The sequence below is a fragment of the Paenibacillus sp. S-38 genome, from assembly GCF_049942825.1.
Classification (GTDB): Bacteria; Bacillota; Bacilli; order Paenibacillales; family NBRC-103111; genus Paenibacillus_G.
On record NZ_CP187970.1, the window covers coordinates 4237564 to 4250089 of the forward strand.

A 12526-nucleotide genomic window follows, 5' to 3' on the forward strand; every position below is an offset into this window, starting at 1 on the left:
TCTTTAGCCGGAGCTGCTTGTACCACCGCTTCGGATGGGATCAGTTTTGACTGAGCAGTTCGCTGAGGAGGACGGCTGCCTGCGCCCGGGTGGCGGAAGCCTCCGGAGCGAATGTGCCGTCACCCATGCCGCTGATCAGTCCCGCCTGCTGCAGGGACGCCGCCGCTTCCTGCGCGTAGTCGGCGAAGTGCGCGGCGTCGCTGAATGCCGCCGCTTCCTTGGCGTGCGGCAGGGTCAGCCCGGCGGCTGTCATGGCCCGGTAGGTCATGACGGCCATATCCTGCCGGCTGATCTTGTCATGGACGCCGAATACCCCCGGAGTTTGACCTGTGACGACACCGGATTGCCGGGCCGCCGCCACTGCCTCGTAATACCACTCGCCATCCAGCACATCGCTGAACGGATTCACCGCCTCCTTCGCTGGTAGATCCAGTGTCCGGACAAGCATCTGCACGAATTCGGCCCTCGTTACTTCCTTCTCCGGTGCGAACTGTCCGGGGGCGGCGCCATCTACAATGCCGCGGGCCGCCAGTGCGGAGATGCTGTCCCCAGCCCAAGCCGTCTGTGTCACATCCGAGAAGGTGACCTGAACCGGTGCGGCCGCGTATCTGCTGAAATGAAGGGCTTTGAAGTCTACCGTTCCCGTAGAAGGAACATAATGTCCGTTCTTGACCACCTTGAGGCCGTCGTTCTCCGAGATGGAGTAGACTACAACTTGTCCCGGTTTCTCACCTGGCTTCAAATTGTAAGGGATGGACACCTGAACCGCCCGGCCGGCGCCGAATTCGCCGATTCGCTTGCCATCCGCGCTTACGCTCAAGTCCAGCACCCGGCCGCTTCCAAGCTTGCTGCGCAGGGCTTCCGGCAGGGTGCGGGGTTCCACCAAGCTCACGCTTACTTCCATGTCGGCGGCCTGCTCAGAGCCGGCGAACAAGGATATGGGAAGCTCAAGCTTGGCCAGACCCATGTCCACCTGAATCCGCTGGACGCCGGCACCCGCTGCCGCTCTCACCTGTTCGGCAGGCAGCCTGACGGTGATGGTCTTCGCGCCGTCAGGCACCTCGACGGCCAGGCGGATGCGGCCGGCTGAGGCATGCTTCAAAGCCTCGGTCAAAGCCTGCGCGCCTACAACGGCCTCCGCTCTGCCCTGGGCATCCAAGACGGCAGTCACTGGATGGGCCGAGACGGCCGGGCCTTTGTTCGGAGCCGGGCTTGGGCTTGGACTTGGGCTGGAACCTATTCCAGATCCAGACCCTGAGCTTGAGCCGGTGCCCGAATCGGAGCCAGAGTCCGAACCGGTATCCGTGTTAGTGTCCGGATTGGTACCTGGATCAGCACCCGGGTTAGTCCCCGGGTCGGTGCCTGGATTGGTATCCGGATCGGTACCTGGATCAGTACCTGGATCAGTACCTGGATCAGTACCCGGGTCAGTACCCGGATCAGTACCCGGATCGGTACCCGGGTCAAGGCCCCCGACAGGCGCAAACCGCACTACCCCGAATCTCGAGGTATTCGCATACGATTGGCCGGTAGGATCATTCCAGGTGAACACGCTGTCCCGGCTGCCGCCGTCCTGGTCGTTATTCACCTGGAAGTCGAACCCGATCTCGGTCCCCTCCGCGGGCGTAATCGTATCCAGCGCTACTGCGGCTTCCACGATATAACCAGCTTGTTCCCCATAGACCTGCTTCGTGACCGAAGCATAATTGCTGGCCGCCGCATGGCCGCCGACCGTCTTCACATTCTTGTAGCTGATACGGTATTGGCCGTCATCTTCCTCGTAGGCGGCTGTTTTGCCGTTGTTCTGGTCAACGAAGATTTCGACCGAATCCTGCTCCCAGGCGTTGGCAATGGCATCGCTTAATACGCTGTCACGGACAACGGCATAGATATACAAATGCCCCTCGTCCCATAACGTGCGGAATTCGGCTCGGGCGTTGGCGCCGCCGTTCTGTTCGACCCGTACATCCGTCGAATAAACCGGCGCCTTGGCCCACGCTCCATCCATTTCTCCGTCAATGGAAGGTGTGCCGTAGGCGGCGCTTGCGGTTCGGACCACTTCCGTATAAGTAAGGATTCCATACCCTTGGCTGTCGCTGTCCTGCGCACTCCGAGGGTCGCTCCAGGATACGATGGCGCCGTTGCCGCCCTGCTCTGTCCCGTCGTTCATCCCTTTATCGGTTACCCTCGCATCAAACTTGACCTGCTTGCCCAATGCTCCCTGCAGCGCAATGGCCGTCTCCAGCACATAGCCGCCAGCCGCTTCAGTTACCGCCGGATGATTCCGCGCGAATGTCAGCTTTCGGATTCCATTCTCATCTACGAAGAGCTCGATCCCATCGGTGTCGGTCGGTGTGCTGTCTTTTACCGCTACCCGGACATAGAGATGCTCCGCATCCCACAGCGTCTTCACGTCGGCCTCCAGTGTTCCGAGCCGCTCGGTCTTCAGAGCCGCAACCGTGTTCCAGACCGGATCCGATTCTTGACCGATCACCGGGGTGCCCTGTGCGGTATTCGCAGATTTGGCCGATACCGGGAGCTTGGAAGGCGTAAGGGGCTTCACCGCTTCCACCATGCCCCAATAAGCATATTTGGCCTGGTACTGCTTGTCGAACGGGAAAGGAGCGTCTTGACGGGTCGTTCCCCGGTTGTGCAGCCAGGTGTGATCGTCCGCAATCCCCCACAGCGTCACGCTACTGATCCATCCCTCCGGATTGCCGGCCTCTTGTCCCATCCGGTCCAGCCGAACCAGTTCTTTGAACAACTCCTTGAAGCGGTAGCCCTGCTTGACCAGGATCTCCTCCGGAACCGGATCGTAGCTGGTGCTGTTGTTCGTGTAGACAGACACATCCAGCTCCGTGAGCTGATTGTCAAAGCCGGCTTCGGCGAACTTCCGGATGGAATCGGAAATTTGCTGCACGGATGGCCCGCTGATATTGATATGCGTCTGATGACCGACGCCGTCGATCGGAATGCCCTCGGCCTTGAGCTCCGTAACCAGGTTGAAGAGGAAGTCCCGCTTCTTCGGATCCTGCGTGTTGTAATCGTTGATATACAGCTTGGCACCGGGCAGTTCCTGCCGGGCCACGGTGAAGGCGGTACGGATGAAATCCTTGCCTGTCAGGCGGAACCATTCGCTCTTCCGCATGCCGTCCGGCTGTCCTTCGTCAATGACCTCGTTAACAACGTCGATGGCATGGATGGCGGCTCCCATGTCCTTGAAGTGGCGCAGCACGGTTTGAATATAGGCCGTCAGTCTGTCCAGTACGAGCTGCTTGTTCTCCGGCGTAGCTTCAAGAGGCCGGCCGCTGCCATCCTGGAACATCCATTCGGCAGCCTGCGAATGCCAGGCGAGCGTATGCAGCCGGAAGTCCATATTGTGCTCCTTCGCATACTGCGCAATCTCATCCCCGGATTCCCACTTCCATACGCCTGGCGCGGAGTTCAGAGAGGCCGGCTTCGTGGAATTCTCGGCAACGATGGAGCTGTAATGGTAATCCAGCAGCTCATGCACACCACCTTCGAGCTGCGCCGGTTCCACTGCGGCCCCAATCTTGAAGTAATCCGCATATACCTCCTTCAAGCGGTCGATGTCCGTTTGAACCGGCTTCAGTCCTGCTGCGGTGCCTGCATGGATCAGTTCGAAGTCGTCCATATAGAACGATCTCGCTTCACTGTAGCCCTCCGCCGTTTCCACATAGGCATTCAGTACGCTTGGAGTTGCGGTCATCGTGAAGGTTCCTTCCAGCTTCACCCACGCATCCGACGTTACCGTGACGTTCGACGAGACGTTGGTGAAGGAGCTCTCCCCATGCTGTACGCTGATCCGCAGTACGGCGGGAGACTGGCCGGGAGCCATCTTGACCCATGCGGAGAGGTTGTACTTGTAGTTTTTCTGCATCCTGCCAAGCACGTTCAAGAGCGGTCCGTCATACTGCTGGGTAACGGTCGTCAGCAGGCTCTTGGAGCCGCCCGGGGTATGATTTTCCTCTGCCGATACGGAGATCTGACCGGAACCGTTCCTGCGCACCCACTCCCCCTGCCCGCTTTCAAAGTCAGACCGGACTCCCGACGGATCCGGCTCGCCTTCGTCCGGGGGCGCTGCGGGGGTTACGTCTTGAATGAGCACCTCGTCGATGTAGAGGTCAGCTTTGGATGTTGAGGAAGTTACGGACTCCAGCCAAATGCGAAACTCCGTCGTATTCGCAGGAACCTCGTAATCGTTCACTTCGAAGGAGGTCCAGCCCGAGGCCGTCACTTCCTGATTGCCGGCCAGCCAAGGATATTTGTTGTCCAGCAGGGGCGACTCGATCTTGGATGCGACATGCAGCGTGTCGCTGCCGTCCCCGAGCCTGACCTTCAGGGATAGGTCATACTTATGCCCGGGTTCGAGCAGGCCGGTCAGATTGACCGACGGGCTGCTCGCTCTCGAATCCCGGCCGCTGAACTTCAGGGACTGCGTCCCATGGGACGCATTGGCCGAAGAAACTTCCAGCATGCCGGAGCCTCTCCAGGAGAGGTTCTCCCACCCTCCCGTTTGGCCGTCTTCGAAGCTTTGGCTTAAGATGACCGTCCCAGACGGTGTGGTCGGTGGGGGATCGGCCGGCGGCGCCGGTCCGCCGATCTTGGCGGCAAAGTCCGCCAGCGTATCGCCGGCCAGCATCATCTCCCGGCCCAGGGCCAGCTTGTCGTCCGTCGGCCTGGTGGTGCCGCTGCCGACTTTAAACGCCAATTGGATCCCCTGTTCCGCTGCTGCCTGCTTGGTCTCCGCGTTGTAGGCCCCGTAAGGATAAGCGAGAACCCAGGAATCCCTGCCCGTCATCCGCTTCAGGAATTCATTGTCCGCTGCAATGTCGGCGACGGCCGCGGCTTGGTCCATGGCACTCAAGTCCTGATGGGACTTTGTATGATTCTGGAGATCGATCGCCGGATCCTCCGCCAGCTTCTGTAATTGCTCCGTCGACATCCCGTAGCCGTCGATCCAATCGCTGACGATGAATTGGACCGCTTTCATTCCATGCTGCCTCAGAATGGGATAAGCGTTCGTATAGAAGTCGGGCGTCCCGTCGTCGAAGGTCAGCAGAATCGGCTTGTCCGGCGGAGCTGCGCTGCCGGTCATGATGTCGTAATACTGCTGCACAGACAGCGTGGTATAGCCGTGATCGGCCAGATAGTCCATCTGTTGACGGAACTGCTCCACGGTAGTCTGATACGGATTACCGGCCTCCGCAATGACATTGACCTTGTGATACAGCACAACGGGAATGCCTGCCGGCTGGGACGGCTCCTCAGCGGGCAGCGATACGAGCTTCACCGAGAACGTGTCGATGTAGTAATCGACCGTGGCATTGCCGGTGGACTGCACATACACCTGATAGCCGGAAGCTCTCTCGTCCGCCTTCCACCGGCCCTGAAGAAGGACCCACTGGTCCGCTGTAACGGAAGCGGAATCAATCGCGGCATACGCCCCCGGATCGTTGTCCGGCAATCCCTGCTGGTTCAAGGTCAGCTCTATGGCGGCCGACCCGGCCGTGCCCTCTTTCAGCTTGGCGTAAAGAGAGAATTCATAAACGGCGCCCGGCTGCAGAACATCCGCATTAACGCCCGGTCCGTTCCACGCTGCGCTGCGGCCGGTAGTCAGCAAGCTCCCTCCCCCGCTGTGGGCGGTATACGTGCTCTGCGTCACGGTTTCGGTTCCGCGCTTGAACCAACCGTCGGTACCCCCATCGAAGCTTCCGGACATGACCGTATCTCCTATGGCTGCGGCTTCCGCAGCGGGCATTCCGTAGCCTTGAGGCATCACGATGGCGATGCTCAGGATCACGGCGAGTACGGTTTTTAGCTTTTTCCACATTCCGTGTGTTCCTCCTTTTAGAGTAGAAGTTCATCCGCGACAGAAGCATCGGCATGGCAGCGGGATCAGCAGCATCATTGGTGTAAGCGCTTTATATGTCGTCGCTTGTTTTATTATGACGGGCTTTCAGTCGGGCCGGTACCCTACGAAATATAGAGGATACTGTAAGAAATTAAGATTCCGGAAGATTTTTCCTCGAAGCCAAGCCAAAAAGGACCGGATTTCTCCGGCCCGCGTAATTTTTGATGAACACTGATTAGGGCTGGAAAGTGCCAGCCCGGATCCGCTTGGAGGATTTTATGAATGGGTGCGGGGGTGGGTGCCTGGTATAAGGACTCTGGATGGCAAGAAACCCCTTGATATGTTGATATTGGAAGCATATACTCAGGTGGGAGACATAATGTCGACACATCATGAATTGAAGGAGAGAATAAGCATTCTATGAAAAAAATGTTGGCTTCCGCGATCGGTTTATCTGTTCTGTTCGGAGCGAGCGTCGGCGTGTATGCCGGGGCCAATCTGGAAGAAATCAAGGCGTACCTCAACTATGATATCAAGGTCAAGGTGAACGGCAAAACGGTTCAACTGCTGGACGAGCAGGGCAATGTAGTAACCCCGATTACATACGATGGAAGCACTTACCTGCCGGCCAGAGCTATCGCCAGCTCGCTGGATGTGGCCGTGGATTATGATGCGGCATCGAACAGCGTTCTCTTCGGAGAAAAAGTGGAAGGTGTACCGCTCAATTCCACGCAGACCTTCTATCAGGCGATCAAGGACCCGAATCAAACGAAATACAAAAATAAGGATTACCAGGAAGTCATCAAGGATACCACGAACAACGGCTACAACTTCACTTTGAAGCCCGGCAAGAAATACCAGACGCTGTACCTTCAGGTAGCCGCCATCGGGTCCGATGTGCAGCTGAAATTCGAAGATGATAACAGCCGTCTGCTCAAATCTGAGACCGTTAAGGCGGAGGATGGGCTCAAGACCATTGAAGTGAACGTGAGCGGGCAAAATGAAGTCACGGTGTTCTATAAGTATGAGAACGATACGGGTGTAAACGGAATCTTCATCCCTCTTACTACTTCCTACTACAAATAAGAAGAACCCCTGCAAGCAGCGGCTGCCCGCATCGGATTTATACATCACAGCCAGTCCCATGAACGCGGCAGCCGTTCCCCCGAAGCTATTGTTCTTTTTTACATTTGATCATGATAAATGGAAATGGAGCTGCATGTTCCTTATTCTTATGCGGCTCAAGAATCTCCGAACTTTCGATCAGTCCATATCCCCCAAATTCTTGCCGGATCGAGGCAGAATCATAAAAAAACATCTTTACCCCTTCCATGATCTCGAAATAGTCTTTCCCGAGTGGCTTGCCCTTCCCAAACATGGGGGCTTCTTTGGATATCGTAGTAAAGATCATATATCCGTTTGGCTTTAACTGATCATAGCAATCTTGAATAAACTTCTCTCTCTCCCGACGATTCAATAAGTGAATCAGTGCATAACAAAATATGCCGTCATACAATTTGTTATCAAAAGGCATATCCGTTACGGAGCCATGAAAGATAGGAAGCGAGAGCCCTTCCTGCCTGGCCAAATCAATCGCTGTTCTTGAAATCTCGATACCGGTTACCTTTATCCCGTTGGCCAAAAAAACCTTTGCGTTTCTACCATATCCAATTCCCGGGATCAAGATGTCTTTCACTTTCTTTTCAAGAAAAAAGTCCTTTGTCAAAATGGCTGAGTCGGAAGGTTCGAATCCCCACATCCGTTGATTTTCTATGAAACTGGATTCCCAGAACTCTGTCATTCCTCTACCTCCTTATATATCCCATATACTGGAAGTTGTCAAGCGGTGACCGCATATTCTTCTTATTCGATGACGTATTCTCGTATTCCTTGCTGTCTAAACAACGCAGCCGAACCAGTGAGAAAAACGCCTGCCGTTGTCCTTAAAGATCCCTACGTTCCAGTCCATAATGTTGGTGCACGGCAGGAATGGGTATGGGGTTCCAAGCGCTCTTGAAGTCGTGTCCCCATTGAATTTCTGAAGTGTGAGGACAAGACTTCAAAGGCGGCCCGTGAACTTTCCACTCCATACCCTTTCCCTCTCTCATCAAGCCTCGCCCGAAGTTTTATAAATTCAGTTCTTTTACCTGATCTGGCAGGGTCCTAATCTTACCGCAGTCCATTCGGGGGACAGAGGTTCGGGGAGTACGCCTGTCGGACCGATGGTCTCAGCTGCAGACGCTGCAGACGGAGCTGATCAGCGACCTGCAGTTCGAGCCGGCAGGCATGCGGTTCAGCCCCGGTGACCGATCGTTTCGGCACGCGTCGGAACGTTCATTTTAAAATAGCGGAAGTGAGGTATCTTATTAAAGTATTTCCCAGTATTTCCCGAAACATAGCGGAACTCAAATGCCTTATTCGGGGGAAACGGACCTGGAAACCGCGTCACTCCCTACAATAGCGAATCTGAATTCCTTTATTTCTGATGGGTACCCTCGAAAAGTGGGAATAAAGCATCGTACCTCCGCTATTTGCATAGACAGCTTGCGGCCAGCAGAAACAAGCCCCTAGATTTTATAAATTCTATTATACTAAAAAGGACTGCCTCAGGCAGCCCTCTCCACTCAGATATGCCGTACAGGAACCCAGATCTCGCAGTAGGATAGCCCGCTCTCCGCGATTCCGAACTTCTCGAACAGGGGTCCGGATAACGGCTCATACGATGACATGGGAAACCACTCCGTATAGATACGCTTCCAGAGGTCCTGCGTGCTATCCACACTCTTCTCCTGCAGGTGCTCCGCTGACGTAAAAACCGCCCATGTTTGTGCAGGGATCTCCACAACCGCATAAGGGTCTTCCGCCTTTAAGCCGGACTCCGGCATATCCGCGCAGATCAGATACGGTGTGCCGGGGCTGCCCTGACCTTCCTCCGGGTAGCCAAAGGCGCCGTACACCGGCTTGAGGCCTGGGCCCGACCAGGCTTGTTTACGGCCGGCCGCTTTCCCGATGCGCCCGATCGTGCCGTCCTGCATGCATCTTCTCCACATGTCGGGAATCCCCGTCTGCTTGTCCTCGTTCTCGTCCGGAAAGAATTCCTCCACGCCAAACACCGCAAAAGCTTCTTTTTCGATCATTCGGTAGTTCATCTCTTCGGCTCCTTTGAGGGTGATGTGAAAGGACAGCCGCGGATAGGATTTCAGGCTGATGCCCTTTTGGCGCGACAGGGAGGGTGCGACCCCATGCAGCTTCTGGTAGGCGCGGGTGAAGGCCTCCGGCGAATCGTAGCCGTACTTCAGCGCCAAATCCAAGATCTTGATAGAGCGCGTCTGCAGCTCGAACGCAGCCAAGGTCAGCCTTCTGCGCCGGATATACTCGGACAAGGGGATATCCACCATGTACGAGAACATCCGTTGAAAATGATAGACGGAACAGCAGGCAATCCCCGCCGCCGTGTTGTAGTCGATCTCCCCCGCCAGGTTATCCTCGATATAATCGAGGGCGCCATTCATTCGTTTCAGCCAATCCATACCGGTTGCATGGCCTCCTTTTCATATCCCAATCATAGAGCTTCTTCTTGAAGCCGTCCTAGCTATTCATGCACGATTCTGCAAGGTGGATGCCGCCACGCGGGTTCAGACTCCCTGCCCTTACCGGTTATTTTACACCAGATCTACTACATAAGCAGACATAGAAAAAGAGACTGCCGGTCACCGGCAGCCTCCATGCATAAGTTCTTATCCCATTACACGGTAATGGTCGTTCCGGTCGTGAACGTCACCGGTCTCATCGGGCGCTCGAAGCGGTCTGCGCTTCTCAGTGCGCGGAGCTGGTCGGCATTAAAGCCGAGCCCGGCGCCGAGCTGTTCCGGCTGCGCTACAAGCGCAGTCAGGGCCTCCTGGCTGGCTGTCAGCTCGGACAGCAGCGTATTTACGGCAGTCGTCATGGTTTGTCACCTCCTCTCCCGTGGTCCGGGTACAGGCGAAGAACGCTGCCCGGACGCTCAGCGGTAAGCCACTCGGCTCCGCTGTCCATTCCACCGGATATCCGGAAGCAGCACCGCTTCCTTCGCCCGGATGCGGTCCACCCAGGGCTGAAGCCGGGCGATCATGCCGGCAAGCTCCCGCTCCACTTCCTGCGAAGGCTGGTAACCCAGGCGCAGCAGCTCCTCATGATCCGGCCGGTAGTGATGCTCCTCGAGCTCCCGGCGTGGATTCTCCACGTGCCGGATCTCCACCGGCAGCCCCAGCTCCCCCGCTACGGAGGCCACCTTATTCGCCCAATCATCCAGCCGGTACACATTCTGGAACTGGTTCAGTACGCGGTACTCCCCTTTGCGGGGCGGCTTCTCGATGGCAAGCGTCAGGCACTGCATGGAATCCTGAAGCGGCAGGAAGCCTCTCTGCTGGTGCCCGGAGCCGTACAGCGTCAGCGGGTGACCGATGACCGCCTGGCAGCAGAACCGGTTCACGATGGTCCCGAACGCCTGGTCGAAGTCCAGCCGGGTGGCGAGCCGTCCGTCGCCGCCCATGGCATCCAGATGCGTGCCGAACACCACGCCCTGCATGATATCCGTCGCCGTCAGATCCCAGAGCTTGCAGGCGAACATGACGTTATTGGAGCCGTGCACCTTGCTCCAGTGGTACCAGGATCCCGCCTGGCGCGGGAACGGCAGCCGGTCCTTGCGCCCCCGGAATTCGACCTCGAAGAACCCTTCGGGAATATCGAGATTCGGCGTTCCGTATTCGCCCATCGTGCCGAGCTTGATCAGATGGGCGTCCGGCACGTACTCTTTCATCGCGAACACGAGGTGGAACGTGGAGGTCAGGTTGTTCGTCTGCACGAACACCGCATGCTCCACATCGATGGCCGAATAAGGCGCCGACGGGCATTCGCCCAGATGGACGATCGCTTCGGGGCGGAACTCCCGGATTATCTCCTCGACGAAGGGATAGTTCCGCAAATCGCCTTCCCAATAACGAAGCTCACGGCCGTACCTTTCCTTGAATGCCTGAAGGCGTTCCTTCATCTCCACTACGGGAATGGCGCTCCACGAGCCCATCTCTTCCACCCACTGTCGGCGGAAGCCGTTGTCCACACCCGCCACCTCATGACCCCGGACCGTGAGGGTCTGAGCAAGCGACCAGCCTAGATAACCGTCGACTCCGGTGATTAAGATCTTCATCCTTTTTTTCCTCCCCTGTCTGCGAAGCGCCCCTTACTGCAGGTTCACCCTACCCACAAAACTACAGCAAAATCTCGGCACCGGCCTGGTCAAGCACGCTGAACCGCCGGATAAACCAGGACAGATCATGCTCAAACGAGGCTTCCAGCGCAGCACGGCGTTCGCGAAAATCCCCGGCTTCCACCTGACTGACCGCTTCCCGGATGAACTCCGGATACAGTACAGCATAGTAGCGCAGCATCTGCAGGCAGGCCAATTCGCTGAGGTACAGGAGGCCAAAGCGCAGGTTGTTGTGCAGCATATGAGGCTTCAAATCCGTCAGAAACCGCTCGATCTCCGGCTTCGTTTTGAACCGGTGGTGAATGTGCAGCTCGGGCACCGACACAATCTCCGCCCCGCTGAGCCAGGCTCTCACACTGAATTCCGGCTCCGCTCCCCCGTACAGCCGCATGCCCGAGTCGTACCCGCCCAGCTTCTCGAAGAGGGCCCGGGGCAGCACGGTGCCTGCGGCCGAGGCGATCTGGATGTTCGGCGTCCCGCCCGCCGGCTTCTCCCGGTTCCACTGCGTGCCCATGAAGGGCACGATGAGGCTGCAGCCGTACCCGCGGAAGCTCGATACGGTGTCGCAGATCGTGGCTCCCAGAATGCGTCCGTCATCCAGATGCCGGAACACCTCTACATCCCAGCCCCGGCTGAATTCCACATGGGCATCCGTGATGAAGAGAATGTCCCCTGCCGCAGCTCGTGCTCCATAATTGCGCGCTCCCGGCACGCCGGCCTGCTGCTCAAGCCGCAGCACTCGCAGCACGGCGCGAGGGGCGGACACTGGAAGCTCCGCCGACAGGGGGACGTCGGAGGCATCGTCCACGACGACGAATTCCAGCTCGCAGTCTGTGATCCGGTTATCCGCGATGGATTGCAGAGTGCGGGCAATGCGGTCTCCTTCGTTGCGCACCGGGAGGATGATGCTGATCATCGGTTTGATAGGCATATGCGGCTCTCCTTCTTGGCTTCAGCAGCTCCGTTGTTCGATGGTTCTCATGCTACCACCGGCGATGGAGGCTGTCATGGGTTGGAGCTCCCAGTAGGCACGCCGACCTCGCTACCATTTTTGGTATCCCTGTTCTCCTGCCGCAGCCCTCTTTTTACCGGAACGGCATGATCTTTGCCTTAGGCAATTGGAAGCGGATTCATATGACGGGGTCATTCTATTTTGTGACGAAGTCACACCAGCAGCCGGATGGGGTGACAGGCTCGCTGCTTGACCGGTCATGTTCCGGAGTTGGGGTTAAAGAGATCCTCCTTCGATCCCGCCGCATCTAGGGGGCTTCATACCTTCCCTGCCCAGTTGTCCAGGGTCAGAAGCACAACTGCAGGTCATATGCTGCTCCATGACTTTCCGCATTGACTCGAGTCATTCGGGCGGGGGTTGGGCGGTTCGCTCCTGGCCCTTGGAATTCGACAGG

At 57.1% G+C, this 12526-nt stretch carries 8 protein-coding genes; 1 reads left to right on the forward strand and 7 read right to left on the reverse strand.

All coding sequences use genetic code 11. From position 1 onward, the window contains the following. Positions 1 to 40: 40 nt before the first annotated feature. Positions 41 to 5854 carry an endo-1,4-beta-xylanase gene (locus ACP26L_RS19110; protein ID WP_426445457.1) on the reverse strand — a complete coding sequence of 1938 codons (5814 nt, stop codon included), beginning with the start codon at positions 5852 to 5854 and terminating at the stop codon, positions 41 to 43. A gap of 441 nt (positions 5855 to 6295) precedes the next feature. Between ACP26L_RS19110 and ACP26L_RS19115 the strand changes: the two genes are divergently transcribed. Continuing rightward, positions 6296 to 6961 (forward strand): stalk domain-containing protein, encoded by a 666-nt coding sequence (locus ACP26L_RS19115; RefSeq protein ID WP_426445458.1) that lies wholly within the window; start codon positions 6296 to 6298, stop codon positions 6959 to 6961. Positions 6962 to 7046: 85 nt separating this feature from the next. Here the strand turns inward: ACP26L_RS19115 and ACP26L_RS19120 are convergent, their stop codons facing one another. The 6 genes from ACP26L_RS19120 to ACP26L_RS19145 form a co-directional block, all read right to left on the reverse strand. Then, positions 7047 to 7676 (reverse strand): class I SAM-dependent methyltransferase, encoded by a 630-nt coding sequence (locus ACP26L_RS19120; protein ID WP_426445460.1) that lies wholly within the window; start codon positions 7674 to 7676, stop codon positions 7047 to 7049. Between the two features lie 368 nt (positions 7677 to 8044). Beyond that, positions 8045 to 8197, reverse strand: coding sequence for a hypothetical protein (locus tag ACP26L_RS19125; protein ID WP_426445462.1), 153 nt, complete (start codon positions 8195 to 8197; stop codon positions 8045 to 8047). Positions 8198 to 8499: 302 nt separating this feature from the next. Beyond that, positions 8500 to 9405, reverse strand: a complete 906-nt coding sequence (locus ACP26L_RS19130) for an AraC family transcriptional regulator (RefSeq protein ID WP_426445463.1) — start codon at positions 9403 to 9405, stop codon at positions 8500 to 8502. Between the two features lie 215 nt (positions 9406 to 9620). Further along, a complete protein-coding gene (locus ACP26L_RS19135; RefSeq protein ID WP_426445465.1) occupies positions 9621 to 9821 on the reverse strand; it encodes a hypothetical protein in 201 nt (66 codons plus the stop codon). Between the two features lie 57 nt (positions 9822 to 9878). After that, positions 9879 to 11060: an NAD-dependent epimerase/dehydratase family protein gene (locus ACP26L_RS19140; protein ID WP_426445467.1), complete on the reverse strand. Its 1182-nt coding sequence runs from the start codon at positions 11058 to 11060 to the stop codon at positions 9879 to 9881. A gap of 61 nt (positions 11061 to 11121) precedes the next feature. Further along, positions 11122 to 12051, reverse strand: a complete 930-nt coding sequence (locus tag ACP26L_RS19145) for a glycosyltransferase (RefSeq protein ID WP_426445469.1) — start codon at positions 12049 to 12051, stop codon at positions 11122 to 11124. Positions 12052 to 12526: the final 475 nt, after the last annotated feature.

Bases quoted from the DNA above. Each gene is read 5' to 3' on its own strand.
- ACP26L_RS19130 (WP_426445463.1), bottom strand. From the start codon at position 9,405: ATGGATTGGCTGAAACGAATGAATGGCGCCCTCGATTATATCGAGGAT.
- ACP26L_RS19145 (WP_426445469.1), bottom strand. From the start codon at position 12,051: ATGCCTATCAAACCGATGATCAGCATCATCCTCCCGGTGCGCAACGAA.
- ACP26L_RS19120 (WP_426445460.1), bottom strand. From the start codon at position 7,676: ATGACAGAGTTCTGGGAATCCAGTTTCATAGAAAATCAACGGATGTGG.
- ACP26L_RS19110 (WP_426445457.1), bottom strand. From the start codon at position 5,854: ATGTGGAAAAAGCTAAAAACCGTACTCGCCGTGATCCTGAGCATCGCC.
- ACP26L_RS19115 (WP_426445458.1), top strand. From the start codon at position 6,296: ATGAAAAAAATGTTGGCTTCCGCGATCGGTTTATCTGTTCTGTTCGGA.
- ACP26L_RS19135 (WP_426445465.1), bottom strand. From the start codon at position 9,821: ATGACGACTGCCGTAAATACGCTGCTGTCCGAGCTGACAGCCAGCCAG.
- ACP26L_RS19140 (WP_426445467.1), bottom strand. From the start codon at position 11,060: ATGAAGATCTTAATCACCGGAGTCGACGGTTATCTAGGCTGGTCGCTT.